Here is a 23,223-nt window from a genome sequence, read left to right on the forward strand (position 1 = left end):
AAAAGTTCAGGTGAGGTTGAAACAGCTCCTTGCTGCACTACACCTCGCCGGCTCGTGGGGGTTATCGCTCTCTATCGGGCCGGCAGGTTGATTGGGCTCGCGCAGCAAAGTGCGCGCAAGCAATGTAGTCGATCCAGCGGCAAGGGCCTGGAAATTTCACGGTAGGGGATATTGCGCCGACGAATATTGATCCAGGCCATGGAAATGACTGGTCGGTTCTGCGCCTTCGGCCCCGCGCAGAAAGCAAAAAGCCGCTTCAACCCGAAGGTGGAAGCGGCCAAGGCATATGCCTCAAGGAATCAGTGCACGAACAGGGCGATCAGGATGATGATCGGGATCGGTACGCCGAGGAAAAACAGCAGTAGTGAGCGCATGGTGAGTCTCCTTGATTAACGGACTGGCGGCAGCGTGGTCGTGGTGTAGGTTTCGACTTCGACGTACTCGACCGCATCCCGGCGGCGACCGCCGAAGGTGGCCGAGAGGCTGGCGAAGAACGCACCGGCCAGCAACGCGATGAACATCCACAGCGAAGTCCAGGCAGCGACTTTGGCGGCGGTGTCGGCGGCTTGTTGCGCTTTAACCTTGGCGTCAGCGATTGCCTTCTGGGTGCGGGCGTAGATTTCATCGACCCGACGTTCGGCGTCGGCCTGGGTCAGGTTGGTACGCTGGGCGACCAGTTGGGCGAGGTAGGTCCGGTCTTCGGCGCTGAGCTGACCGTTGGCCAGGCTCTGGGCGAAGATCCGGGTCACGGTGCCACGGGCGGCGTCATCGCTGACGGCGGCGGGACGATCGTCACGGAACAGGCTGTCGACGAAGTAACCGTACTGATCGCTGTCAGTGTTGGCCGCGGCAGTACCCGCCGCCTGAGTCATCGCACTGGCTGCGCCACCGGCAACACTCGCACCGGCCTGCACGCCACCGCTGACGATGCTGCTGACCGAACCGACCACCAGCGTAGCGGTGACCAGCGTGGCCACGCACCAGGCGAGGAAGCCATGAGCGGTGTCGCGGAAATACACCTCGTCACCGTGCATGTTGGCCCACTTCACCCGCAGGCGACCGGCGATATAGCCACCGAGCCCCGAGGCGATGATTTGCGTGGCGGCCAGCCAGATGATGGTGGAAATGCCCAGGCCTTTGGCGCTGACGCCCTCCCCGGCCCACGGTGAAACGGCGGAGAAGCCCAGACCGAAACCCAGCAGCACGAGAATCAGCGACAGCGCCGCCGCAGCGGCAGCTCCGGCGAAGATCGCGCCCCAGGACACGCCCGAGACGTTGCTCGACTCTCCTTCGTAGGCAGGATAAAACCCATCAGAGGATCTATTCATTGTTGTAGTGCTCCAGGCATGAAAAATGGTGTTACAACTCGTCATCAGATGAATTGCAGTGACCGTGCCAGTCGCCAACATTAAATAAATCGTTTTAATTCAATCAGTTAAAAACTCTGAACTTCTTAGGACCATGCAATTTGCAACAACGGCTCGATAACAGCGGGTTTTATGCATTGGCACAAAAGCCCGGTCGTAGCGTTTGTATCCGCTAAAACATGAAAGTTAATTTAAAGCGCCCGCGCAAAATCTTGGCAAAATGCTGCCATTGCGTTTGAACAGACCAGCAGGCCCACCATGACTCGCATCCTCACCATCGAAGACGACGCCGTGACCGCCCGGGAAATTGTCGCCGAACTGAGCAGCCACGGCCTCGACGTGGACTGGGTCGACAATGGCCGTGAAGGCCTGGACCGCGCCGTCAGCGGCAACTACGACCTGATCACCCTCGACCGTATGCTGCCGGAGCTCGATGGCCTGGCCATCGTCACCACGCTGCGGACCATGGGCGTGGCCACGCCGATCCTGATGATCAGCGCCCTCTCCGACGTCGACGAGCGCGTGCGTGGCTTGCGCGCCGGCGGCGATGACTACCTGACCAAACCGTTCGCCACCGATGAAATGGCCGCCCGGGTCGAAGTATTGCTGCGTCGCCAGAACAGCAACGGCGCACAACCGACCACGTTGCAGGTGGCGGATCTGCAACTCGACCTGATCAGCCACGAAGCCCGCCGCGCCGAGCAGGTGCTGACGCTGTTGCCGACCGAGTACAAGTTGCTGGAATTCCTGATGCGCAACAGCGGCCAGATCCTGTCGCGGATGATGATTTTCGAGGAGGTCTGGGGCTATCACTTCGACCCTGGCACCAACCTGATCGACGTGCACATCGGCCGCTTGCGCAAGAAGATCGACCCGCCGGGCAATGTCCCGTTGATCCGCACGGTGCGAGGCTCGGGTTATGTCATTGCCGAACCCGTCTGACGGTTGGCGCTCCTCCAGCAGCCGCTTGCTGGCGCTGTACAGTTCGTTGTTCGTGGCCTGGAGCGCGATCCTCATGGGGGTCATGTACTTCGAGGTCTCCGGTTACCTCGACAATCTGGCCAAACATTCGCTGATGCAACGTCAGCACCTGTTTTCGCACTTTCGCGGTGATCAGCTGGAAGACGCGCTCGCCGCCAGCATGACCTTCGATATTCGCGGCATCGACGCCTACGGTCTGTTCGACGCCCAGCATCGCTACCTCGGCGGCGCGTTGCAGAGGATCCCCGAGGGCCTGCCGCTGGACGGCAAGATCCACATGCTCAGCGAATGCGCCGACTCCGACGATCCGACCCTGCCCGCCGACAGCTGCGACGCAGTCGCCACCCCGACCCGCGACGGCCGCTGGCTGGTGTTGTTGCGTGACAACGGTTCGCTGTTCGCGGTGACGAAGATCATTCTGCATGCGCTGCTCTGGGGCGTGTCGCTGACGATTGTGCCGGGGATCATTGGCTGGCATCTGCTGCGTCGGCGGCCGTTGCGGCGGATCCGGGCGATCCAGGCGAGCGCCCAGTCGATTGTCGCTGGCGACCTGACGCACCGTTTGCCGCTGTCCAATCGCCGCGATGAACTGGACATGCTCGCCGCCATCGTCAACGCCATGCTTGATCGCATCGAGCGCTTGATGAACGAAGTCAAAGGCGTGTGCGACAACATCGCCCATGACCTGCGCACCCCGTTGACCCGTTTGCGCGCGCAGTTGTATCGCATGCAACAGCAGGCTGGCGAAGGCTCGCCGGAAGCGGCGCAACTGGATCTGGTGCTGGCCGAGGCCGATACGCTGATGGCGCGGTTTCGCGGGTTGCTGAGGATTTCCGAACTGGAGGATCGTCAGCGGCGCTCGGGTTTTGTCGAGCTCGATCCGGTGTTGTTGCTGCAGGAACTGCACGAGTTCTATTTGCCGCTGGCCGAAGACGACGAGTTGCGTTTCGAACTGAACATGCCGGAAACCCTGCCGATGCTGAACGGTGATCGGGCGTTGCTGTTTGAAGCGCTGGCGAACCTGTTGAGCAATTCGATCAAGTTCACCCCGGCCGGTGGCACGGTAGTGTTGCGCGGGGTCAATGATGCAGGGCATACGCGGATCGAAGTGCATGACTCCGGCCCCGGTATTCCCGAATCCGAACGGGAGGCGGTGTTCCAGCGCTTTTATCGCGCCGAGGGCGGGCAACCGCAGAACGGCTTTGGCCTGGGGCTGTCGATCGTTGCGGCAATCGTCAACCTGCACGGGTTCAGCCTTGAGGTGGGACGCAGCGATCTGGGCGGGGCGAAGCTGGTGCTGGATTGCCGGCAGAGCCTGATTTCACAGTCTTGAGATAGATCGTTCCCACGCTCTGCGTGGGAATGCCTCAAGGGACGCTCCGCGTTCCAGCTCCGGAAGGGACGCGGAGCGTCCCGGGCTGCATTCCCACGCGGAGCGTGGGAACGATCATCAACTAAGCGGGATAGTTGGCGCGCAGCGCTTCCAGGCCGCCCTGATAGATCCCGCTGAACAGCGCCACCACTTCCTCATCGCTCACGCCCTTGGCCGTGAAGCGTCCCGACCACGTTACCTTCGCGCCCTGCCCCTGGGCTTCAACGCGAATCGTCGCCAGATAATCGGTGGCCGGAAACGGTGCCTGCAGAATCGAATAGCTGTAGGTTTTGCCCGCGTTATCGAACGTCTCAAGACGCTCGACCACCACGCCACCGTCAGCGGTTTGCAAAGTGCGCACGCGCCCGCCTTCGCTCAGTTCGCTGTTGGGAATGAACGGCAGCCAGTCCGGCAGGGTGTTGAAGCCGCCAATCAATTGCCAGACCTGTTCGGCCGAAGCCGGGATGTCGATCGTTGCTGATGCTGTTGCCATAAATAAAAAGTCTCTCTCGATAAATTCAGATAGTCAGGCTGTCGACCACGCCGCCGTCGACCCGCAAAGCGGCGCCGGTGGTGGCCGAGGACAGCGGTGAAGCGATGTAGGTGACCAGGTGCGCGACCTCTTCGACATCCGCCACGCGCTGGATGATCGAGCTCGGACGGGCCCGGCGCACAAAGGCGTCAGCCTCGTCCCGCAGGCTGCGGCCAGATTCGGCGGCGGCATCCTTGAGCATTTCCTCGACACCGTCGGTGAAGATCGGACCGGGCAGGATCGCGTTGACCGTAACCCCGGTGCCCGCCAGGCGTTTGGCCAGGCCGTGGGACACCGCGAGGTTGGCGCTTTTGGTCACGCCGTAATTGATCATGTCGGCCGGAGTGGCCACGCCGGATTCCGAAGACAGGAAGATCACCCGGCCCCAGCCCTGTTCGACCATCGCCGGTACGTAATGCCGCGACAGGCGAACGCCGGAGATCACGTTGATTTCGTAGAAGCGCGTCCACTCATCGTCCGGCGCATCGAAGAAATCCACGGCGTTGTAGATGCCGAGGTTGTTCACCAGGATGTCGGCTTTCGGTTCAGCGGCGAACAGTTTCTGCGCGCCTTCGGCCGTGCCCAGATCCGCCGTCAGACCGCGCAGTTGCGCGCCCGGCACTTTGTCTCGAATGCTTGCCAGCGCCTGCTCGACCTTGGCCGCGTCGCGACCGATCACCACCACCGTGGCGCCCGCCTCGGCCAGCGACTGGCTGATGCCCAAACCGATGCCCGCCGTGCTGCCGCTGACAATCGCCAGTTTTCCGCTCAGATCGATCTTCATGCTTTCACCTCGTCGATGGGTAATGGTGCACGTTCGGACACCAGTTTCGCTTCACGCATGGCCTGCCAGAAACCGGCCGGAATGACCGCCGACAGCGCCGCCACATCTTCAGCGATACGCCCCGGTTTGCTCGCGCCGGGAATCACGGCTGCCACGGCCGGATTGGCCAGCGAGAATTGTAGTGCAGCGGCTTTGACATCCACGCCATGGGCCGCGGCGATGCGTTTGATCTGCTCGACCTTCGCCACGATCTCAGGGCTGGCCTTCTGGTATTCGAAGTGCGCGCCGCCGGCCAGGATCCCCGAGCTGTAGGGGCCGCCGACCACGATTTCAACGTTCTGCGCCCGTGCCGAATCCATCAAACGCTGCAAGGCGCGATCGTGATCGAGCAAGGTGTAGCGGCCGGCCAACAGGAAGCCGTCAGGCTGCGCCTCGGTCAGGTCCAGCGTCAACTCGCACGGCTCGACCTTGTTCACGCCCAGGCCCCAACCCTTGATCACGCCTTCTTCACGCAGACGGGTCAGGACTTTAAAGGCGCCGGTGCGGGCCTGATTGAAGTACTCAAGCCATTGGTCGCCGTAGAAATCCTGAGCGATGTCATGGACCCAGACGATGTCGAGGCGATCGGTTTTCAGACGTTTGAGGCTGTCTTCGATCGAACGCAAGGTGGCGTCGGCGCTGTAGTCGTTGACGATCTTGTTCGGGCGGCCGTGTTCGAACACCCCGCTTTTCTCGCCCAGATCCCGGGCGGCAGCGTCTTCGACTTCATCGAGAATCACCCGGCCAACCTTGGTGCTCAGCACATAGTCGTCGCGCTTGTAGCGGGACAGTGCTTCGCCGAGGCGAATTTCCGACAGGCCCGAGCCATAGAACGGCGCGGTGTCGAAGTAACGCACGCCGGCATCCCACGCTGCGTGCACGGTGGCCTGGGCTTCTTCATCAGGAATGGCGCGGAACATGTTGCCCAGTGGCGCTGTGCCGAAGCCGAGTTGGCCGGGGAGTTTGTCTTTCAAGCTCATGATGCTGTCCTCGTAGTTCGTGGTCGGTGTTGACCGTTGAGCAGATCCTAGATTGCGCCACTCAGACCGTCCAAGACATAATCAGCAGCACTTGAGTCCCTGAAGGTCTGACATGATCGACATCCGCCAATTGCGCTACTTCGTCGTCGTCGCCGAGGAAGAACACGTCGGCCGCGCCGCCGAGCGCCTGCACATTTCCCAGTCGCCCCTGAGCCGACAGATCGCCCAGCTCGAAGAACGCCTGGGCCTGACCCTGTTCGAACGCAGCCAGCAGCGCATACGCCTGACCCGCGACGGCCAGACCTTTCTCGCCGAAACCCGCGCCCTGCTGACCCACGCCAATCGCCTGGAATCCCTCGGCAAACGCCTGGGCCGTGGCGAAGAAGGCGGCCTGTGCATCGGCTACATCGAGAACGCGATGCACGCCGGGGTTTTGCCCAATGCCTTGCGCGTACTGCGGGTCGACCGGCCTAACGTGCATGTCGCGCTGTACAACCTGAGTTCTGCCGAACAACTGGAAGGCCTGCGTCAGCGTAGCCTCGATATCGCGCTGGTCAGTGAGCCGCCGACGATCGACGACCCTGACCTGCTGGGCTTCCAGGTGCTGGACGACCCGATGTTGCTGGCGCTGCCCGAACATCACCCGCTGAACCAACTGGCATCGCTGACCCCGGCGGATCTGGCCGATCAGGAATGGATCGGCGTGCAGCCACGCCAAGGCGCTGACGATGAGTTCGTCAGCGCCTGTATCCGCGCAGGCTTCACCCCGGATGTGCGGATGCAGGCCACCGAGCCGTTTACCGCGCTGGGGCTGGTCGCTTCGGGTCTGGGGATCGCGATGATCCAGAAAGGCCTGAGCCACAACGCACCGCCGGGCGTGGTGCTGCGGGAAGTGCCGTGGCTGGCGTTTACCACGCCGTTGTGGGCGGCTTGGCACCGGATCAACCTGCGGCCGCTGGTGGAAACGTTTCGCAAGGTATTGACCGGCGTCGATCCCGCCCAGTGACCCGACAGCGCAAGACTTTGCTGCTTTACTGAAAAGACTCAAAAAACCAGCGAGTCTTCCGGCATGAACCGCAATGACCTGCGTCGCGTGGACATGAATCTGTTGGTGATTTTCGAAACCCTGATGTTCGAAAAGAACCTGACCCGCGCCGGGGAAAAGCTGTTCCTCGGCCAGCCCGCCGTCAGTGCGTCACTGGCGAAACTGCGCGACCTATTCGACGACCCGTTGCTGGTGCGCAACGGTCGCGTGCTGGAGCCGACCCAGCGGGCGCTGGCGATCCTCAAGGAATTGCAGCCGGCGATGGACACCATTTCCGGCGCGGTCAGCCGGGCCAAGGATTTCGACCCGCTGAGCAGCCGCGACGTGTTTCGCATCGGTCTGTCGGACGATGCCGAGTTCGGCCTGCTGCCGCCGCTGCTCAAGCAATTGCGCGAGGAAGCGCCGGACGTGGTGGTCGTCATCCGCCGGGTTAATTTCCTGCTGATGTCGTCGATGCTGGCGTCCGGGGAGATTTCCGTCGGCGTCAGTTACACCACTGAGCTGCCGGCCAATGCCAAACGCAAAAAACTGCGGGACCTGCGCTGCAAGATCCTGCGCGGCGATGATCGTCCCGGCGCGCTGACCCTCGACGACTACTGCGAACGGCCCCATGCGCTGGTGTCGTTTTCCGGCGATCTGGGCGGTGCCATCGACAGCGATCTGGCGCGAATCAACCGTGCACGTCGTGTCGTGCTGGCAGTGCCGCAATTCGCTCCGCTGCGGGCGATTCTGGCCGGCACCGACATGCTCGCCACCGTGCCGGATTTCGCCGCTTGTGCGCTGGTCGAAGGCAGCAGCGTGCTGCGCGCCGACGACCCGCCGTTCGACATCGTGCCTTCGGAGCTGTCGATGGTCTGGAACGGGGTCAACGACAACGATCCGGCGGAACGCTGGTTGCGCTCGCTGATTGCCCATCACATGTCGGCGCCGCTTCCGCCACAGGCGCACTGATCGGCTTGAACCCCGGATCGACCTCGCGCAGGTACACCGGCAGGTCGGTCATCGGCGGCATCTGCGGGATCTCGAAATACATCTGCACCACCCAGCCACGGTGGTAGTTGTTGTGGTTGATCACGTGCATCAGGATCGCCCCGGCGTTCATGGTGCCGCCATCGCCGGAAACAAATTTGAAATCGATCGAGCGGTTCAGCGAGGCTTCGGTCTGCTGCGCGCTCCAGGTGCGATACCAGCCATCGACTTCCTGCTGGGCCTGGCGCAACTCGCCGAGGTCGGCGTGCACCAGATCATGGGACGTCGTGAAACCGTGCTCGCGCCCTTCGAGGTGCGCCTGCCAGATCCGGTCGACCACGTAGATGTGGTTCAGCGTACCGATCATGTTTTTGAAAACCGTCTTGCGCTCCCTCGTCGTCTCCCCCGCCGGCAGCGCTTGCAGGCTGTCGAACAGACGCTGATTGGCCCAGGTCTTGTAGTCCGTGAGCAGATGGGCCGTGGCCAGATTGATCATCGCGGGTCACCGTAGGCACGAAAAAGGGCTTCGCCTAGGATAGACCTCTCTCGCGGGAATGGCGGTGGTGCTGACTATTGGTCGAAGGTGAATACCTTCCGCTTGCGCTCAAGCCCCCAACCGCGCCCACCCCGTCACCAGTTGCGCACTGATACTTACCCCGCCACAAACAATGATCACCACATCCCGTGCCCCCGCCAGCGCCGGGAGGTCAAGATACGCCACCTCCAGTGAAATCCCGCACGCCGTTGATCCTCCATACGCCGTTGCCAGCGGCTAAACGCCGGGGATCGTGCCGGGATCTACACTGAACGGAACAGCCCGTGAGGTGCCTATGAAAATGTCTGCGCAAATGACCGTGGTCGCCGTGCTCGCCACCCTCGCCTATCTGGGCCTGGCGATGTGGGGCATCGGTGGCGTGGCGGTGTTTTTTTCTCACGGCGCATTGGTCGTGGTGGCCCTGGCCACGCTGGCCATGGTGGTGGCGTCGCTGTTCACGGAAGTGAATCTGAGCACCGGCGAGCGCGAGGACCGGGCCAATCGCTGGGTGATTCCGGCGTTCGCCGTAATCGGATTGGTCAGTGCCTTTCTGCCGGCTTACTGCGACCGCATCGGCTTTTGGACCATCGGCCGCGAAGGCACCCGTTGGCTGGGAGCGCTGTTGTTTATCGTCGGCGGCGGATTGCGTTTATGGCCGGTGTTTGTGTTGGGTCATCGGTTCAGCGGGCTGGTGGCGATTCAGCCGGGGCACCGATTGGTTACCGACGGTATCTACCGGCATTTGCGTAACCCCAGTTATCTGGGGCTGGTGATCAATGCGATCGGCTGGGCACTGGCGTTTCGTTCGGTGGTCGGCCTGTTACTGGCGGCGCTGACGCTGATCCCGCTGATCGCCCGCATCCACGCCGAAGAGGCCCTGCTGCGTGCGCAGTTCGGCGCCGAATACGACGCTTATTGCGCGCGCAGCTGGCGACTGGTGCCCGGGGTTTATTGAGGTTGCAGGCGCAGCTGGCCGTCGCTGTCGATGCTCAGCGCAATGTCGCGGTAACTGGCGATGGTCGCGTGTGCAGTTTCAAGCGGATGCTGGTGAGTGGTGGTGATGATCATCAAAGGCGCGCCAGCGGCTTCAGCGGCCAGGATGCCGACGGTGGCGTCTTCGAAAATCAGGCAGTCCGTCGGCTCCAGGCCCAGGCGTTTGGCCGCCAGTCGATAACCGGCCGGATCCGGTTTGCCGGCGCTCACGTCTTCAGCGGTGATCATCACCGCCGGCTCAGGAATCCCCGCCGCCGCCATCCGCCGCAACGCCAGATCCCGTGGCGCCGAGGTCACCATGGCCCAGCGATCCGCCGGCAACGACTTGAGAAATGCCGCTGCACCGGGGATTTCGACAATGCCTTCGACGTCTTCGATTTCCGCCTTGGTGATGAACGCCGCTTGCGCCTCGGCGTCCACGCCCGGCAGGTTCAAACGCGTGATGGTGTCGATGGCGCGCACGCCATGGATGGTCGGCAGGAACGTTTCGACGTTCACCCCGTGCCGCACGGCCCAGGCGGACCAGATCCGCTCGGCGGCGGCGATGGAGTTGAGGACGGTGCCGTCCATGTCGAACAGGAACGCGCCGAACGCGCGGTTGAAAACAGTCTCGTGAGCTGACAAAAGATCACTTCCTCGCAAGGGGCCGGGCAACGATGCCCGGCAATGTAGCACTTGCGGGACGCTTCAGTGCAGACGCGGCGCCCTGGATTTGAACGCACTGTCCACGCAATCGAGCAACTGGCCGATTGCCCAAGGCTTCTTGATAAACGCTACCGGATGTTTCACCCCTGAGGTTTCCGGCGTTTCATAACCGGACATGACCATCACCGGTTTGTCCGGCCAGCGATCGCCGACCAGATTGGCCAGGTCCGCGCCGTTAAGGGTGCCGGGCATGGTGATGTCGGTCAGTAGCAACGCAACTTCCGGCGCGTGCTCTTCCAGGTATTGCGAGGCCGCATCGGCACTGGTCTGCGGCTCGACCTTGAAACCTTCCTCCTGAAGAATTTCGCACAGAAACTCCAGAATCAACGGATCGTCCTCGACTACCAGAATCAATCCGCCAGGAAGGTGCGCGCTCGACGTCGAAATTGGACACATGAACTGGCACTCCCTGAATTGCATGAACGATTTAGCGGCTTGAATCCGCTGCTTATCAGGTATGAGCAGCACCTTCTACAGAAATTCATTTTTGATACAGCTCTTTTCGATAACACCCGGTCGACGGGCAGTCGCCGGCGCGTAATTGCGGTTAAAATGCGCGCCCTTTTACTGGCCGATCCTGATTGATGAACCCTCAAGCCCTCGCCGTTCTCCATGCCCACCTGCTCACCGCACTGACTTCGGCACCGGCCGAAACCCGGCGTCTGTTCCATGGGCGCGGGCGTTGCTGGCCGGGGCTGGAGCAGGTCACCGTGGATTGGCTGCAGGGCGTGGTGCTGGTGTCATTGTTCAAGGAGCCCGAGACTTCGCAGCTGGAAGACCTCAAGCGTCTGTTGCTGGAAATCACCGCTTCGGCGCCATGGCAGCAGTCCGGCGCCCACACCCTGCTGATCCAGCATCGTTACCTGCCGCAGAGCACCGCTGAATGGCTGTTGGGTGAAGAAATCGACGAAATGACCATCGTCGAGGGCGGCCTGAAATACCGCGTAGATCTGGGCCGCAAGCAGAACGCCGGGCTGTTCCTCGACATGCGTTACGGGCGCAACTGGGTGCGTGAGCAGGCGGCGGGCAAACGGGTGCTGAACCTGTTCGCCTACACCTGCGGTTTTTCGGTGGCGGCCATCGAGGGCGGCGCCAGCCATGTGGTCAACCTCGACATGTCCCGCGCCGCGCTGAGCCGGGGCCGCGACAATCACCGGTTGAACGGGCATGATCTGAGCAAGGTGAGTTTCCTCGGCCACGACCTGTTCAAGTCCTGGGGCAAGGTGATCAACAGCGGCCCGTATGACCTTGTGATCATCGACCCGCCGTCGTTCCAGAAAGGCAGTTTTCTGCTGACCAAGGATTACCAGCGCGTGCTGCGTCGTCTGCCGGAATTGCTCACGGCGCAGGGCACCGTGCTGGCGTGCATGAACGATCCTTCGTTCGGTTCGGACTTCCTGATTGATGGTGTGACCCAAGAGGCACCGAGCCTGCGCTTCGAGCAGCGGTTGGAGAATCCACCGGAGTTTCCGGATATCGACCCGGAAAGCGGTCTGAAGGCGCTGCTATTCAAGCAGATCGGCTGACCCGGTCAGCGCGGCCGCAACACCAGCGCAAACAACTCGCCATGCCCGGTGACGTTGAGCTTGTGATAGAGATTGCGCCGGTGCACCTTCACGGTCTCCGGCGAAATGTTCATGTGCTGGGCGATGGCCTTGCTGGAAAAACCCTGAAGAATCAGGCGCGCCGTATCGATTTCGCGCGCGGTCAGACGGGCGTCGAAGCGGTCGAGCAGCGCCGCAATATCGCCGACCGGCGCCTCGACCGCCGCGCCTTGTGGCGGCATCAACTGCACATGCCGGCGCATCGCTGACAGCACCCAATCCCGCACGCAGAGCAGGCGCCCCTGCTCCTGCAAACCGAACGCCGTCGAGCGGCCCATCGACAAGCCGAGCACGCCGTCGTCGAGGTTGACCAGAAATTGCAGCTCATCTGCGCCGACCACCGAGCGGAAGTAACTCTGGTAGTACTCGCTGTGCAGAAACTGGTCCGGCGCAACCGACGCGAGGCTGTGCAAACCATCGGCGATCCCGGCGCAGGCGGCCTGATAGAACGGATCGAGCAGGTACATGCCGGCACAGTAACCGGCCAGTTCTTCCTGCTCGTCGGCCCGCCCCTGACTGTCGAAGTCGATCAGCAATTGCGGCGGGCGCCCCGTCTGCATCACCGCCACCAGCGCATTGTCCAGCGGCACCAGCAACCGCAGCGTATCGACCAGCGCCCGCCAGAAACCGTCCTGCCCCACTGTGGCGAACACTCGCGACAGGCTCTGATGCACCGGCAATTCCTGCAGCAACGCGTCCACGCTCTACCCCTTTTGAGTAACCCATGATGGGAATGGGTGCGGCGCGGCCCGCTCGATAGGCTGACCACTCCTGTTCATCACCGGCCTGCCAACAGGCCAGGAGTGCCGCATCATGCGTGGTCATCGTGGGTATATCAACCTGGGTCTGATGGGCATTTTGTCCGCGGCGCTGAGTGCGCAGGCGGCCGATGCGCCGAGCGTGCATGTCTATAACTGGTACGACTACATCGGCCCGAACACCCTGCATGATTTCAAGCGTGACAGCGGTATCGAACCGGTCTACGACACCTTCGACAGCGCCGAAGTGCTGGAAGGCAAACTGATGACCAGCCGCAGCGGCTACGACGTGGTGGTGGCAAGCAATTTCAGCCTGCCGACCCTGATCAAGGCCGGCGCCCTCGCCCCGCTGCCCCGCGATCAACTGCCGGGCTGGAAGAACCTCGACAACGATCTGCTGAACAAACTGGCCAACAACGACCCCGGCAACCAGTACGCCGTGCCGTATCTGTGGGGCACCAACGGCATCGGCTACAACGTCGACAAGGTGCGCGCCGCGCTGGGCGACAAGGCCCCGCTGGATTCCTGGGATCTGGTGTTCAAGGAAGAGAACCTGGCCAAACTCGGCGAGTGCGGCGTGGCGATGCTCGACTCGCCTTCGGAAATGCTCCCGGTCGCGCTGCATTATCTCGGCATGCCGCCGAACAGCACCAACGCCGAGGACTATCAGAAAGCCGAAGCGCTGCTGCTGAAACTGCGCCCGCACATTGCCTACTTCAACTCCTCGAAATTCATCAGCGATCTGTCCAACGGCAACATCTGCGTGGCGGTCGGTTGGTCCGGCGCGATGCTCGAAGCCAAGACCAACGCCGAGCAGGCCGGCAACGGCGTGAAGATCCAGTACAGCCTGCCGAAGGAAGGCGCGCCGGTGTGGTTCGACACGCTGGTGCTGCTCAAGGACGCGCCGCATCCGGCCCAGGGCCTGGCGTTCATCGACTATTTGCTGCGGCCCGAGGTGATTGCGCCGGTCAGCGATCACCTGTCCTACCCCAACGGCAATCGCGCCGCCACGGCGCTGGTTGCCCAGACCACCCGCGACAACCCTGCGGTGTACCCGTCAGCCACGGCGATGGCCACGTTGTACACCCTCGAACCCTTGCCCAAAGCCACCGAACGGGTGCGTACGCGGGTGTGGAGCAAGGTCAAAAACGGGCAGTAACAGCCCTTCGAATCACTGCCTTCAACAGAGAGAACATCAATGAAACCACGTGCCCGCGATCTCCATATCCGCATCGGTCAAATGCAACCCGGCCCGCTCAACGCCATCACCGACGTACCCGGCGTACGGGTCGGCCACAGCAACGTGCGCGGCCGCAGCGCCAGCGGTCGTGACATTTGCAGTGGCGTTACCCTGATCGAACCACGCGCCGGTTCGACCAACGCACAACCGTGTTTCGCCGGCGTCCACGTACTCAACGGCAACGGTGATGCCACAGGACTGGAGTGGATTCGCGAAGCCGGCCTGCTGACCAGCCCGATCGCCTTCACCAACACTCACAGCCTCGGCGTGGTGCGTGATGCCTTGATCGAACTGGATCGCGCGCAGCAACCGGACGACGGTCGTCTCTACTGGAACATGCCGGTGGTGCTGGAAACCTTCGATGGGTTGCTCAACGACATCAACGGCTTTCATGTGAAGCCCAAGCATGTGGCCGAAGCGATGAGTAATGCCGTTGACGGCCCAGTGCAGGAAGGTGCGGTGGGCGGTGGCAGCGGCATGATCTGCCATGAATTCAAGGGCGGGATCGGCACCGCGTCGCGCCGTTTGAGCAAGGCTCAGGGCGGCTGGACAGTGGGTGCCATCGTGCAGGCCAACCACGGGATTCGCAGCGAATTGCGGGTCGATGGCTACCCGGTCGGGCGATATATGGAACAGGTGGATTCGCCGTTCCTGCGCGCTTCGTTGCCGCATCCGGGCATGGGCTCGATCGTAGTGGCCCTCGCCACCGATGCACCGCTGTTGCCGCATCAATGCACGCGACTGGCGCAACGGGCGAGCCTCGGTCTGGCGCGTACTGGCGGTGGCAATGAGGATCATAGCGGCGACATCTTCATCGCCTTCGCCACCGGCAACGGTCATATCCCGCCCGCCGCCTACGAAGGTAAAGGCGCATCGACCTGCGATGGCTTGCGGATGGTCAACAACGATCACATCAGCGAGCTGTTTCTGGCAGCGACCGAGGCTGTGGAAGAAGCGATCATCAACGCCCTGCTGGCCAGCGACAGCACCGAAGGCAACGGGCATTCGGTGCCGGGGCTGGATGCCGCCACCCTGCTCGCGGCCCTGGATAAAGCCGGATGGCCGGGCGCTCGCTGACACTCAGCGGAACAACCCAAGTCCGAGTTCGCGCGCCGCCTGCAGCTGCACCGCAGGATCGCTCGACTCGGACTCCAGCAGCAACGCCGAGCCCGCCACCGTCGCCCCGCAGTAATCGAAAATCCCGTGATCGATCTGCGTCTTCATCGCCGCGTCGTAGCCATGGCGCTCATAGGTGCCTGCATCCGCCCCGCCCAGTGCGACCAGGTGCACACGCAGTCGTCCGAGCTTCTTCAGCGTCTTATCACCGTCGAAATCGTACGCCCAACCGTTGCTGAATACCCGGTCGATCCAGCCTTTGAGCAGCGCCGGCATCGACCACCAGAACACCGGATAGACCAGCACCAGCACGTCGGCGCGGTCGATGCGTGCCTGCTCGGCCAGTACATCAGCGGGTGGGGCGGATTCGCGGTGATGCACTGCCCAGTCGGCCACGCCAAAGCGTGGGTCGAATTCTTCGGCGTGCAGGTCGGCGATTTCGAAGGTGCTGGATGGATCGCTTTCCGACAGGCCTTTGGCAATCTGTTGCGCCAACGCGCGGGTCAGCGAACGTGGATCATCGTGATCTACAACAATCAATGCGTGCATGGGGAAATCTCCGGTTGGTGATTGCTGACCAAGGGCTTACCCTTGCGAAAAGCTACGATTGGTAAGCTACTACTAGTAAGTTACCTTCAGTAAGTTACGTTTGGTATATAAGCAATGTCAACCACTGAAATCCCCGAACACACACAACCCCGTCGCCGCCTGTCCCGGGAAGATCGCCAGCGCCAGTTGCTCGACATGGCCTGGCAACTGATTCGCGAAGAAGGCACCGATGCCCTGACCCTCGGCTATCTGGCGGAAAAGGCCGGCGTGACCAAACCGGTGGTCTACGACCATTTCACCACCCGCGCCGGTCTGCTCGCGGCGCTGTATCAGGATTTCGACCGACGCCAGACGGCGCTGATGGACGCCGCGCTGGCCAACGCCGAAGCAACCTTGAACGGCATTGCGACGGTGATTGCGACGGCGTATGTCGATTGCGTGCTGACCCAGGGCAACGAGATTCCGGGAGTGATCGCCGCCCTGGCGAGCACGCCGGAACTGGAGAGGATCAAGCGCGAATACGAGGCGATTTTCCTGGAGAAGTGCCGCAGCGTGCTCTCACCTTTCGCTGAAGGCGCAGAGATCGGTCAGGCAGGATTACGCGCCATGCTCGGCGCCGCCGAAGCGCTGTCGCAAGCGGCAGCCACCGACGAAATCAGCGCCGAACAGGCCCGTGACGAGCTGCTGGCAACCATCATTGCGATGGTCGAAAGAGCCGCCGCCCGCGCCACCCAGGCAGGTGACTGACGGTACTTGAGCGCATCCCCCCACCTTCCTACGATGGAACTACGCAGTCGCTTGGTCCGCCAAGCCGTTGCGTAGGTGCGGGTGCTCTGAACCCCAATCAAGCCTGCACCTGGCTTCATGCGCATCTTGAGCCTCGCGGGCTCTACTTCCTCCCCATCAAAGAGTCTTGAGGCTCTTTTTTTGTCTCGGAAAATCAGCGTTCGGGTTCACGGCGGATCGAACGCCACGCGGCCTGAGCCAGCAATTCGCGATAGGCCTTCGGACTGCCTTGCACTCGCCCGGACAACCACGCGCGGCAATAGCTGTCGGCCTGACCGACGATCAGCGACGGCAACAACTCGGCCGGGCACTCGTTGAGTTCAGCCGCGCGCCCGGACTCGCTCAGCCAGGTACGCAAGCCGAGGTTGCGGGTCTTGTTGCGCTCGGCCAGTTCGTCCTTGTGCGGGCCCCGGGTCACGGCATAGCGCGCGTGATACTGGAACCGCGCCCACTCCGGCTGGTTCTCGACCCAATCCACGTAGCTGTAGACCAGCGCCTGCACGCCCTCTTCGGTGGTCGTCGCGTCGGCCAGATAGGCATCGCGCAGGCGCGCCTGGTCCTCCAGCGCAGTGAAGAACAGCGCGGCCACCAGCCCTTCCTTGTTGCCGAAGTGGTGGTAGATCGCCCCGACGCTGGTGTCGCATTCGGCGCGGATCATTTCGATGGTGGTGGCCTCGATGCCCTGCTCGTTGAACAGGCGCAGGGCCTTGCGAAAGATGTCGCGCTTGAGTTCGGCGCGGCGGCCGGGGTAGCTGCGTTCGAGAAGATCTGCGGTGTCCATGGGCCTTGAAAATCCGGGTAAAGGGCACATCCGTGCCGGTGAGCGAAACGCGCACAGGTTGACAGATTTCCCGCAGACAGAATACCGTTCCGTTACAGAACAATATTCTGTTACGGAACATGATTCTGTAAATCCCCTAACCGCGAGGCTCCACCCATGAGTCAGTTTCTCAGCATGTTCAACAGTGTCGGTTCCCAGGCGTTCAGCCAGATGGCCTGCCAGGTCGCTCCCTATTTCAGCACCATCAACCCACTGGTCACCGAGTTGCGGGCAGGTTCCGCGCAGGTGCAAGTGCCGTTTCGCCGCGAGATCACCAACCACCTCGGCACCGTCCACGCCATCGCCCTGTGCAACGCCGCTGAACTGGCAGCCGGGATGATGACCGACGTGTCGATTCCCGCCGGCGCACGCTGGATTCCAAAAGGCATGACCGTCGAATACCTGGCCAAGGCCAAGACCGACGTGACCGCCGTGGCCAATGGCGAAGCAGTGGACTGGCAGACCGAAGGCGACAAGATCGTGCCAGTGGATGTTCACGACGCCGAAGGCAAGAAAGTGTTCACGGCGCGAATCACCATGAACGTGAAACTGCCCTGAAATCACCGGCACAAAAAAGCCCTTGCTGCGCTGATCGCAACAAGGGCTTTCGTCGTTTCAAAGAGAAGGGATCAGTGAACGGTCAGGCGCTGACGAACAAATTCTTCGGTGCGGCGGGTGACCTGATCCAGATGCCGATCGCGCTGTTTCTCGGCATCGAGCATCGCCCGCTTGCCGTGCTTTTGCAGAAGGTAGGTGTGGATTTGCTGCACTTCCAGCGAACGGTAGATCGGTGTCTTGTCGATAAAACCGCGCAACCCGTTGCTGCGGTAATGCCGAGTGCTCATCAGCACCTGCGTTTCGAGCTGGCCCAGCACCTCGAAGTCCAGCGCCTCGAAATACGGCACCTTGCCGACGCTGCAGGTCAGTTCGGCATGGGGGTAACGCGCCACCATGTCCGCGATCAACGAACGGGCCACACCCTGACGCCGATGCCCCTCGCGCACCGCCAGATAGGCCACGTTGCACGCCTCCCAATCACCCTGCACCGGCAGGTACAACAGGAAGCCGATCACCTGCTCGGGATCATCGTCGTCGGTGGCCACCAGCAATTCCACCTCGGTGCCCTTCTCGCCGTTCAACGCCTCCAGATACAGATGCACCTCGTAGCCGACCGCGTACTGATAAACGTTGTACAGCAGGTTACTCGGACCCAGCCCGATGGCGCTGATGTCGGTCAGGTAGTCGACCACCATCTGCAGGATCTGGCTGTTGACGCCTTCGGGGCATGGGGATTTGTAGTGGGTGATGCGGGGCATGGCGGGCGGACTCCAACGGTAAAACACAGGTTGCCGGGCGAGTTGAGCGACCGGCGAACCGCGACATCATACCTTGTGCACGCCTGACAAAAATTTCATCTGCCCGAGAACGGATCTTTCGCCGATTTGGCGTCCAATTTTTCAGCTGCGTTCATTCCCGACGCAGGCCTTGAGGAGTTGCCATGAACGTTCTGCGTTCCGCGAAAACCATCAAATCCTTGCTCGCTGCCGCGCTGGTAGCGATCACCCTGTCGGGCTGTGTCGTCGAACCGGTTCGCCCGCATCGGCCACCACCGATCGTTGAGGTGGTTCCGGTCATGCCTGCGCCGGGTTATCACTGGGTCGCCGGGCATTACCGCTGGGCCGGCAACCAATGGCGCTGGATGCCAGGGCATTGGCGAGCGTACTGAGGCCGGTCACTGCGCGGGGGCAACGACCTTGAACTTGATGTCGATGTCCTTGGACACCACGGTGTCCGCCCACTCCCCTGCACCGAGCCCGAACTGGTCGCGCTTGAGCACCAGTTCGCCGTCAAAAATGCCGATGCTGCTGTCGGGTTTGAGTTGCACCGGCACCTGCACCTCACGGGTGATGCCTTTGAGCGTGAGATGGCCGTCGACCAGATAACGGTTGTCGCCGGCCGGGCTGAAGCGGGTCGATTCGAACACAGCCACCGGGAATTTCTCGGTGTCGAACCATGCCGGTTTCACCAGCTCGGTGTTGGCGTCCTCACTGCCGGCGTCGATGCTGGTCAGGTCGATGTGCAGCGTGGTGCGGGCATTGGCGAGATTGTCGCTGTCGAAATCCAGCGTCGCATCGAACTTGCCGAACGTGCCGTACATCCGCGAGCCCATCTGGTTGTAGGTGAAACTGATCTGGCTGGCGGTGGTGTTGACGCGGGTGTACTCCACCGCCTGCGCAGCAGGGACGACAATCAGGCAACACGCGGCAGCCCACAACAATCGAATCGACATGCAATGCTCCGGCGCCCGATGGGGCTCGAATGACTTAAGCAAACATCCGGCACTTGCGCCAGCCCCGCCAAGGCCCGCCCGGCCCGTCACACCAGTCGCTCGATCTTCTGATGCTGCCAGACCCGTGTGTAATACAGCGTCTGCAGCACCAGCATCCCCAGATACGCGATCGGAAACGCCATCCACACACCCTGCAGACCGAACTGCCCGTCCAGCCAGTAGGCCGCCGGCAACTGCACACCGAGCACACAGATGATCGCCACGCCCACCGGCACCAGCACCGTGCCGCTGGCGCGCATGATGCCGCCGATGATCGCCTGGAAACCGAAGATCAACAGGCTCCACAACATGATGTGCAACAGGTGCTCGGCCATCGCCCGGGTCGAGTCTTCGGTCAGGAACAGCCCCAGCAACCAGTGCGACAACAGGTAACCCGACAGGATCAAGCCACCGGTCAGGCACACGTTGATCCACAGCCCGGTGCGCAGGATCGGGCCCATTCGCTCCAACCGCCCGGCACCGATCGCCTGGGCGCCGAGGATCGACGCGGTGATCGCAATCGACAGCGCCGGGAACTGCACGTAGTTGACGATCTGCGTCACCGCGCCATAGGCCGCTGTCGCCTGCGAGCCGTGCTGGTTGACCAGCGCCAGAATCACCAGCTCCGACAGCGACAGCACAATCATCTGCACCCCGGTCGGCAGGCCGATACGCAACACCTTGCCGAGAATTGCGCCGTCCAGTCGCAGCGCCGCGAAGAACTCACGATCCGGCGCCAGTGGATGACCCTTGCGGATCAGGCTCCATGACAGCCACGCCATCGACGCCAGCGTACCGGCCAGACCTGCAACCGCCGCGCTCTGGATCCCCAATTGCGGCAAGCCGATCCAGCCGCGAATGAACGCCGGAGTCAGCGCCAGCCCGACAACGGTCGACAGCAGCAGCGCCAACATCGGCGACAGTGTGTCGCTCACCCCGCGTAACAACTGGGTGAACAGCACGTACACCAGCACAAACGGCAAGGTCCACATCATCACCCGGGCATAGGCCACCGCATCGTCCAGCACATCCGCCGGCGTACCCAAACCCTGCAAGGCCTGACGCGCAAACACACTGCCCAGCACCGCCGCCACCAGCCCGATCAATACCCCAAGCAACAGCGTCGCCCCGGCAATCGCCTTGACCATGTGCGACTCACGCGCGCCCCACGCCTGACCGATCAACACCCCTGCCCCGGCACCCAGGCCGATGACCAGCGCGATAAAGAAAAAAATGATCGGAAACATCCCCGACACCGCCGCCAGCGCCTGCGTACCGAGCATCTGGCCGATGTAGATGCTGTTGACCGTGCCCGACATCGATTGCAGGAAGTTCGACAGCACCATCGGGGCCAGGAACAGCAGGTAGGTTTTCCAGAGGGGGGATTGAGCGGGGGTTTGCATTGAGGTCCGTCTCGGGTGGAGGATTGCCTGGATATTACGCTAGATGTTTTGAGACTTGTCGGAGGTAATAGCGGTGAAGGTTTTTCTGTCTGATTAAAAGCGGACGAAGCTGAGTTCATCGTTCCATCATGATCTGCAAAAGCGGCCAATCAAGATGCCAGCACTTGGCGCGGACGCGCTCCAGATAGATCGAATGCTTCTCGGCGAGGAACCTGCTCGTAGGGCGGACAACGAGGGAAAACAGATCCTGCAGGCCCAAGGGTGCAGCTATTTCAATAACGCCGTTGGCACCAAGTCTGACGCCTATGGCTGTGGCCGTCTCAGGCCAGAACATCATTGCTTCGGTTGCACAAGCATAGGGCTGATCTGCGTTACGCTGATGCATTCTTGCCTGATTCTTGACCGACCAACTTATGCTGCTGTCCAGCGTCATTAGCAATGACTCCAACTGCGCGTCACGCTCTGGACTTGCGTCATCCGAGTCGTACCAAATGACGTCTACATCAGAAGGCAACGCAGAGAACGCCCGCCCATGAAGATGATCCCAGACCAGACTACGTACGAATCCGGCGGCGACCCAGCAATCACGCAACTGCAATCCTCTTACAATCTCAAGAATTTGCATGCGTGCGCGATCACTTGCCATGAGTGCATGAAGATTGGCTTTTAGCATCATTGGGTTTCTGCGGTCGTCATGACGAAGCTCGGTATGCATGGGTGCCTGAACTGAAATTCAAGCGGGTAAATACCGAATAACGCTCTCTTCCAGTAATTTGATCAGCGCTGGTTCCATATACTCGTACTCATCCGGTATGTGCAGACAAACAACGTGTTTGTTCGCCAGCGCCGAGCGGAATCGACTGGAAAGTTTTTTGCGATGGGCTGGCTCCATCACACAAATCAGGTCAGCCCAATGCAGCAGTTCAGGGCTGATCGGGACATCCGCCTCGCGATCGGTACCCGCCGACGCAGTTTCCACGCCGGGCCAATCATCGAACCGTTGTTCGGCGGTCGGACTGCGCAAACGATTCTGGCTACAAATAAAAAGTACTTTCAACACCGGCTGACTCCATGCCAATACTCGACCATGACGCTCTTCCAACTCTACAACGTTCGAGAATTTATCATGCTTCAATCTCCACGCCTGCTCGCCTGCACGCTCCTGGTGCTGGTCACTAATACCACGCAAGCCGCCACAACGGGTGCCGCACACGAATCCTTGCAACCTTTAGTGGCAACCCTGAACGAACGCCTGAACATCGGCGACCTCGTCGCCCTGACCAAATGGGACAGCGGCAAGCCGATCCAGGACAGTCCCCGTGAGGCGCAGGTGATCGACAACGCCCGCAAGCTGGCCGCCGAACGCAAGCTCGACCCGGAAGATGTCGCGCAGTTGATCGCCGCACAGATGGAGGCCAACAAACTGGTGCAGTACGGTTTGCTCGCACAGTGGCAGGCAGCCGGTGCCGCGCCGGACACGCCGCGCCCGGATCTGGGCAAACAGATTCGCCCGCGTCTGGACGAGTTGCAAGCCCGTCTGTTGCAGCAATACGCCGACTTCGCGCCCTACCGTCAGGACCCGAACTGCCCGGTGTGGCTGGCCAAGGCACGCACCGGTCTGACCCGCGATGCGCTGCATGATCTGGCCCTGACCCGCGCCACCGGAGAGCTGTGCATTCGGCCGCTGGCGCCCTAGAACAAGGGTCTTGGCATTCATTGCTGGCGTCGATAGTCACCATCAGTTCAATGAAGTTCTCATAAAAAATCCGCGGCGTAACATCGGCTCCATACCCAACAAACAACACCCCTGGAGCACACGATCATGAAACGCCAAATCCTTCTCGGCATCGCTTTCTCGGTTCTTGCAGTCAACGCTTTTGCAGCCAAACCCGCCCACACCATGATCGCCGAAGGCGGTTCGGATCGGTTGATTGAAAGTCGCTTGGCCGAGGGTGGTTCGGATCGTCTGATCGAACGCCGTGTGGCTGAAGGTGGTTCGGATCGTCTGATCGAACGTCGTGTTGCTGAAGGTGGCGCTGATCGTCTGATCGAACGTCGCGTGGCTGAAGGTGGTTCGGATCGTCTGATCGAACGCCGCGTTGCCGAAGGTGGCGCTGATCGCCTGCAAGAACGCCGCGTTGCCGAAGGTGGCGCTGATCGCCTGCAAGAACGCCGCGTTGCTGAAGGTGGCTCGGATCGTCTGCTGGAACGCCGCGTTGCCGAAGGTGGCGCTGATCGCCTGCAAGAACGCCGCGTCGCCTGAATCAAACGCTCTAGCGCTGTACAAACAAAAAGCCCGGCCTGATCAGCCGGGCT

At 61.6% G+C, this 23,223-nt stretch carries 28 protein-coding genes and 1 pseudogene; 13 read left to right on the forward strand and 16 right to left on the reverse strand.

From position 1 onward, the window contains the following. Window positions 1–389: 389 nt before the first annotated feature. Entirely contained in the window at window positions 390–1,328 is a 939-nt protein-coding gene (locus ACEN93_RS05660) for a hypothetical protein (protein ID WP_085667552.1), read from the reverse strand. Window positions 1,329–1,625: 297 nt separating this feature from the next. On the opposite strand from ACEN93_RS05660, the gene ACEN93_RS05665 reads away from it, so the two are divergent. Then, window positions 1,626–2,309 carry a response regulator transcription factor gene (locus ACEN93_RS05665; protein WP_007952956.1) on the forward strand — a complete coding sequence of 228 codons (684 nt, stop codon included), beginning with the start codon at window positions 1,626–1,628 and terminating at the stop codon, window positions 2,307–2,309. Next, complete coding sequence (locus ACEN93_RS05670; RefSeq protein WP_134333886.1) at window positions 2,287–3,681, forward strand: sensor histidine kinase; 1,395 nt, start codon at window positions 2,287–2,289, stop codon at window positions 3,679–3,681. The genes ACEN93_RS05665 and ACEN93_RS05670 overlap by 23 nt, the downstream gene beginning before the upstream one ends. A 121-nt stretch (window positions 3,682–3,802) precedes the next feature. On the opposite strand, the gene ACEN93_RS05675 is transcribed toward ACEN93_RS05670, so the two are convergent. Genes ACEN93_RS05675 through ACEN93_RS05685 form a run of 3 tightly spaced genes read right to left on the reverse strand, consistent with a single transcriptional unit; the run spans window position 3,803 to window position 6,055 of the window. Then, entirely contained in the window at window positions 3,803–4,213 is a 411-nt protein-coding gene (locus ACEN93_RS05675; RefSeq protein WP_262161188.1) for an SRPBCC family protein, read from the reverse strand. Between the two features lie 25 nt (window positions 4,214–4,238). Then, window positions 4,239–5,036 (reverse strand): SDR family NAD(P)-dependent oxidoreductase, encoded by a 798-nt coding sequence (locus tag ACEN93_RS05680; protein ID WP_495611170.1) that lies wholly within the window; start codon window positions 5,034–5,036, stop codon window positions 4,239–4,241. Continuing rightward, on the reverse strand, window positions 5,033–6,055 hold the full coding sequence (locus ACEN93_RS05685; protein ID WP_495611171.1) for an aldo/keto reductase: 1,023 nt from the start codon (window positions 6,053–6,055) through the stop codon (window positions 5,033–5,035). Before ACEN93_RS05685 ends, ACEN93_RS05680 begins: the two co-directional genes overlap by 4 nt. A 112-nt stretch (window positions 6,056–6,167) precedes the next feature. Between ACEN93_RS05685 and ACEN93_RS05690 the strand changes: the two genes are divergently transcribed. Further along, window positions 6,168–7,061 (forward strand): LysR substrate-binding domain-containing protein, encoded by an 894-nt coding sequence (locus ACEN93_RS05690; RefSeq protein WP_414882798.1) that lies wholly within the window; start codon window positions 6,168–6,170, stop codon window positions 7,059–7,061. Between the two features lie 63 nt (window positions 7,062–7,124). Continuing rightward, window positions 7,125–8,051 carry a LysR substrate-binding domain-containing protein gene (locus ACEN93_RS05695; protein WP_039767299.1) on the forward strand — a complete coding sequence of 309 codons (927 nt, stop codon included), beginning with the start codon at window positions 7,125–7,127 and terminating at the stop codon, window positions 8,049–8,051. On the opposite strand, the gene ACEN93_RS05700 is transcribed toward ACEN93_RS05695, so the two are convergent. Together ACEN93_RS05700 and ACEN93_RS05705 are read right to left on the reverse strand one after the other, a co-directional pair. Then, complete coding sequence (locus ACEN93_RS05700) at window positions 7,966–8,565, reverse strand: DinB family protein (protein ID WP_039767301.1); 600 nt, start codon at window positions 8,563–8,565, stop codon at window positions 7,966–7,968. The two genes, ACEN93_RS05695 and ACEN93_RS05700, sit on opposite strands and share 86 nt — an antisense overlap. Before the next feature lie 108 nt (window positions 8,566–8,673). Beyond that, window positions 8,674–8,811: pseudogene (locus tag ACEN93_RS05705) on the reverse strand (pyridoxal-phosphate dependent enzyme); the annotation flags it as partial. Window positions 8,812–8,899: 88 nt separating this feature from the next. On the opposite strand from ACEN93_RS05705, the gene ACEN93_RS05710 reads away from it, so the two are divergent. Continuing rightward, a complete protein-coding gene (locus ACEN93_RS05710) occupies window positions 8,900–9,559 on the forward strand; it encodes a methyltransferase family protein (RefSeq protein ID WP_074688868.1) in 660 nt (219 codons plus the stop codon). On the opposite strand, the gene ACEN93_RS05715 is transcribed toward ACEN93_RS05710, so the two are convergent. Together ACEN93_RS05715 and ACEN93_RS05720 are read right to left on the reverse strand one after the other, a co-directional pair. Next, entirely contained in the window at window positions 9,553–10,221 is a 669-nt protein-coding gene (locus tag ACEN93_RS05715) for an HAD family hydrolase (protein ID WP_039767305.1), read from the reverse strand. The genes ACEN93_RS05710 and ACEN93_RS05715 overlap by 7 nt on opposite strands. A 63-nt stretch (window positions 10,222–10,284) precedes the next feature. After that, window positions 10,285–10,698 (reverse strand): response regulator, encoded by a 414-nt coding sequence (locus ACEN93_RS05720; protein ID WP_039767308.1) that lies wholly within the window; start codon window positions 10,696–10,698, stop codon window positions 10,285–10,287. A 188-nt stretch (window positions 10,699–10,886) separates the two neighbouring features. Between ACEN93_RS05720 and ACEN93_RS05725 the strand changes: the two genes are divergently transcribed. After that, a complete protein-coding gene (locus ACEN93_RS05725) occupies window positions 10,887–11,828 on the forward strand; it encodes a class I SAM-dependent methyltransferase (RefSeq protein WP_210709799.1) in 942 nt (313 codons plus the stop codon). Window positions 11,829–11,833: 5 nt separating this feature from the next. Here ACEN93_RS05725 and ACEN93_RS05730 read toward each other — a convergent pair whose 3' ends face one another. Beyond that, window positions 11,834–12,607, reverse strand: coding sequence for a helix-turn-helix transcriptional regulator (locus tag ACEN93_RS05730; protein WP_163975780.1), 774 nt, complete (start codon window positions 12,605–12,607; stop codon window positions 11,834–11,836). 112 nt (window positions 12,608–12,719) lie between these two features. Between ACEN93_RS05730 and ACEN93_RS05735 the strand changes: the two genes are divergently transcribed. Beyond that, window positions 12,720–13,823 (forward strand): polyamine ABC transporter substrate-binding protein, encoded by a 1,104-nt coding sequence (locus tag ACEN93_RS05735; protein ID WP_163975782.1) that lies wholly within the window; start codon window positions 12,720–12,722, stop codon window positions 13,821–13,823. 39 nt (window positions 13,824–13,862) lie between these two features. Continuing rightward, window positions 13,863–14,981, forward strand: a complete 1,119-nt coding sequence (locus ACEN93_RS05740; RefSeq protein ID WP_163975784.1) for a DmpA family aminopeptidase — start codon at window positions 13,863–13,865, stop codon at window positions 14,979–14,981. Between the two features lie 3 nt (window positions 14,982–14,984). Here the strand turns inward: ACEN93_RS05740 and ACEN93_RS05745 are convergent, their stop codons facing one another. Beyond that, window positions 14,985–15,569, reverse strand: coding sequence for an NAD(P)H-dependent oxidoreductase (locus tag ACEN93_RS05745; RefSeq protein ID WP_163975786.1), 585 nt, complete (start codon window positions 15,567–15,569; stop codon window positions 14,985–14,987). A 114-nt stretch (window positions 15,570–15,683) separates the two neighbouring features. On the opposite strand from ACEN93_RS05745, the gene ACEN93_RS05750 reads away from it, so the two are divergent. After that, window positions 15,684–16,316, forward strand: a complete 633-nt coding sequence (locus ACEN93_RS05750) for a TetR/AcrR family transcriptional regulator (protein WP_103385928.1) — start codon at window positions 15,684–15,686, stop codon at window positions 16,314–16,316. Window positions 16,317–16,509: 193 nt separating this feature from the next. Here ACEN93_RS05750 and ACEN93_RS05755 read toward each other — a convergent pair whose 3' ends face one another. After that, window positions 16,510–17,136, reverse strand: a complete 627-nt coding sequence (locus tag ACEN93_RS05755; RefSeq protein ID WP_074688878.1) for a TetR/AcrR family transcriptional regulator — start codon at window positions 17,134–17,136, stop codon at window positions 16,510–16,512. Window positions 17,137–17,292: 156 nt separating this feature from the next. Between ACEN93_RS05755 and ACEN93_RS05760 the strand changes: the two genes are divergently transcribed. Further along, window positions 17,293–17,733: a hotdog fold domain-containing protein gene (locus tag ACEN93_RS05760; RefSeq protein WP_495611172.1), complete on the forward strand. Its 441-nt coding sequence runs from the start codon at window positions 17,293–17,295 to the stop codon at window positions 17,731–17,733. Between the two features lie 71 nt (window positions 17,734–17,804). On the opposite strand, the gene ACEN93_RS05765 is transcribed toward ACEN93_RS05760, so the two are convergent. After that, entirely contained in the window at window positions 17,805–18,491 is a 687-nt protein-coding gene (locus tag ACEN93_RS05765) for a GNAT family N-acetyltransferase (protein WP_495611173.1), read from the reverse strand. A 182-nt stretch (window positions 18,492–18,673) separates the two neighbouring features. On the opposite strand from ACEN93_RS05765, the gene ACEN93_RS05770 reads away from it, so the two are divergent. Then, window positions 18,674–18,901 carry a YXWGXW repeat-containing protein gene (locus ACEN93_RS05770; RefSeq protein ID WP_039767335.1) on the forward strand — a complete coding sequence of 76 codons (228 nt, stop codon included), beginning with the start codon at window positions 18,674–18,676 and terminating at the stop codon, window positions 18,899–18,901. A gap of 6 nt (window positions 18,902–18,907) precedes the next feature. Here the strand turns inward: ACEN93_RS05770 and ACEN93_RS05775 are convergent, their stop codons facing one another. The 4 genes from ACEN93_RS05775 to ACEN93_RS05790 all read right to left on the reverse strand — a co-directional run bounded on the left by ACEN93_RS05775 (window position 18,908) and on the right by ACEN93_RS05790 (window position 21,967). Continuing rightward, window positions 18,908–19,465 (reverse strand): YceI family protein, encoded by a 558-nt coding sequence (locus ACEN93_RS05775; protein ID WP_074688882.1) that lies wholly within the window; start codon window positions 19,463–19,465, stop codon window positions 18,908–18,910. 86 nt (window positions 19,466–19,551) lie between these two features. After that, on the reverse strand, window positions 19,552–20,907 hold the full coding sequence (locus ACEN93_RS05780; protein WP_074688883.1) for an MATE family efflux transporter: 1,356 nt from the start codon (window positions 20,905–20,907) through the stop codon (window positions 19,552–19,554). Window positions 20,908–21,022: 115 nt separating this feature from the next. Then, on the reverse strand, window positions 21,023–21,583 hold the full coding sequence (locus ACEN93_RS05785) for a nucleotidyltransferase family protein (protein WP_495611545.1): 561 nt from the start codon (window positions 21,581–21,583) through the stop codon (window positions 21,023–21,025). A 57-nt stretch (window positions 21,584–21,640) separates the two neighbouring features. Beyond that, window positions 21,641–21,967 carry a low molecular weight protein tyrosine phosphatase family protein gene (locus ACEN93_RS05790; protein ID WP_414882871.1) on the reverse strand — a complete coding sequence of 109 codons (327 nt, stop codon included), beginning with the start codon at window positions 21,965–21,967 and terminating at the stop codon, window positions 21,641–21,643. Window positions 21,968–22,033: 66 nt separating this feature from the next. Here ACEN93_RS05790 and ACEN93_RS05795 point away from each other — a divergent pair, with 66 nt between their 5' ends. Beyond that, a complete protein-coding gene (locus tag ACEN93_RS05795) occupies window positions 22,034–22,603 on the forward strand; it encodes a chorismate mutase (protein ID WP_495611174.1) in 570 nt (189 codons plus the stop codon). A 126-nt stretch (window positions 22,604–22,729) separates the two neighbouring features. Continuing rightward, a complete protein-coding gene (locus tag ACEN93_RS05800; protein ID WP_495611175.1) occupies window positions 22,730–23,170 on the forward strand; it encodes a phage infection protein in 441 nt (146 codons plus the stop codon). Window positions 23,171–23,223: the final 53 nt, after the last annotated feature.

The organism is Pseudomonas sp. Pseusp21 (genome assembly GCF_059492145.1).

What these genes read in the sequence shown, in the direction of transcription:
- ACEN93_RS05660 (WP_085667552.1), bottom strand. Translation starts at nt 1,328, where the DNA reads ATGAATAGATCCTCTGATGGGTTTTATCCTGCCTACGAAGGAGAGTCG.
- ACEN93_RS05665 (WP_007952956.1), top strand. Translation starts at nt 1,626, where the DNA reads ATGACTCGCATCCTCACCATCGAAGACGACGCCGTGACCGCCCGGGAA.
- ACEN93_RS05670 (WP_134333886.1), top strand. Translation starts at nt 2,287, where the DNA reads ATGTCATTGCCGAACCCGTCTGACGGTTGGCGCTCCTCCAGCAGCCGC.
- ACEN93_RS05675 (WP_262161188.1), bottom strand. Translation starts at nt 4,213, where the DNA reads ATGGCAACAGCATCAGCAACGATCGACATCCCGGCTTCGGCCGAACAG.
- ACEN93_RS05680 (WP_495611170.1), bottom strand. Translation starts at nt 5,036, where the DNA reads ATGAAGATCGATCTGAGCGGAAAACTGGCGATTGTCAGCGGCAGCACG.
- ACEN93_RS05685 (WP_495611171.1), bottom strand. Translation starts at nt 6,055, where the DNA reads ATGAGCTTGAAAGACAAACTCCCCGGCCAACTCGGCTTCGGCACAGCG.
- ACEN93_RS05690 (WP_414882798.1), top strand. Translation starts at nt 6,168, where the DNA reads ATGATCGACATCCGCCAATTGCGCTACTTCGTCGTCGTCGCCGAGGAA.
- ACEN93_RS05695 (WP_039767299.1), top strand. Translation starts at nt 7,125, where the DNA reads ATGAACCGCAATGACCTGCGTCGCGTGGACATGAATCTGTTGGTGATT.
- ACEN93_RS05700 (WP_039767301.1), bottom strand. Translation starts at nt 8,565, where the DNA reads ATGATCAATCTGGCCACGGCCCATCTGCTCACGGACTACAAGACCTGG.
- ACEN93_RS05710 (WP_074688868.1), top strand. Translation starts at nt 8,900, where the DNA reads ATGAAAATGTCTGCGCAAATGACCGTGGTCGCCGTGCTCGCCACCCTC.
- ACEN93_RS05720 (WP_039767308.1), bottom strand. Translation starts at nt 10,698, where the DNA reads ATGTGTCCAATTTCGACGTCGAGCGCGCACCTTCCTGGCGGATTGATT.
- ACEN93_RS05725 (WP_210709799.1), top strand. Translation starts at nt 10,887, where the DNA reads ATGAACCCTCAAGCCCTCGCCGTTCTCCATGCCCACCTGCTCACCGCA.
- ACEN93_RS05735 (WP_163975782.1), top strand. Translation starts at nt 12,720, where the DNA reads ATGCGTGGTCATCGTGGGTATATCAACCTGGGTCTGATGGGCATTTTG.
- ACEN93_RS05740 (WP_163975784.1), top strand. Translation starts at nt 13,863, where the DNA reads ATGAAACCACGTGCCCGCGATCTCCATATCCGCATCGGTCAAATGCAA.
- ACEN93_RS05745 (WP_163975786.1), bottom strand. Translation starts at nt 15,569, where the DNA reads ATGCACGCATTGATTGTTGTAGATCACGATGATCCACGTTCGCTGACC.
- ACEN93_RS05750 (WP_103385928.1), top strand. Translation starts at nt 15,684, where the DNA reads ATGTCAACCACTGAAATCCCCGAACACACACAACCCCGTCGCCGCCTG.
- ACEN93_RS05755 (WP_074688878.1), bottom strand. Translation starts at nt 17,136, where the DNA reads ATGGACACCGCAGATCTTCTCGAACGCAGCTACCCCGGCCGCCGCGCC.
- ACEN93_RS05760 (WP_495611172.1), top strand. Translation starts at nt 17,293, where the DNA reads ATGAGTCAGTTTCTCAGCATGTTCAACAGTGTCGGTTCCCAGGCGTTC.
- ACEN93_RS05765 (WP_495611173.1), bottom strand. Translation starts at nt 18,491, where the DNA reads ATGCCCCGCATCACCCACTACAAATCCCCATGCCCCGAAGGCGTCAAC.
- ACEN93_RS05770 (WP_039767335.1), top strand. Translation starts at nt 18,674, where the DNA reads ATGAACGTTCTGCGTTCCGCGAAAACCATCAAATCCTTGCTCGCTGCC.
- ACEN93_RS05775 (WP_074688882.1), bottom strand. Translation starts at nt 19,465, where the DNA reads ATGTCGATTCGATTGTTGTGGGCTGCCGCGTGTTGCCTGATTGTCGTC.
- ACEN93_RS05780 (WP_074688883.1), bottom strand. Translation starts at nt 20,907, where the DNA reads ATGCAAACCCCCGCTCAATCCCCCCTCTGGAAAACCTACCTGCTGTTC.
- ACEN93_RS05785 (WP_495611545.1), bottom strand. Translation starts at nt 21,583, where the DNA reads ATGATGCTAAAAGCCAATCTTCATGCACTCATGGCAAGTGATCGCGCA.
- ACEN93_RS05795 (WP_495611174.1), top strand. Translation starts at nt 22,034, where the DNA reads ATGCTTCAATCTCCACGCCTGCTCGCCTGCACGCTCCTGGTGCTGGTC.
- ACEN93_RS05800 (WP_495611175.1), top strand. Translation starts at nt 22,730, where the DNA reads ATGAAACGCCAAATCCTTCTCGGCATCGCTTTCTCGGTTCTTGCAGTC.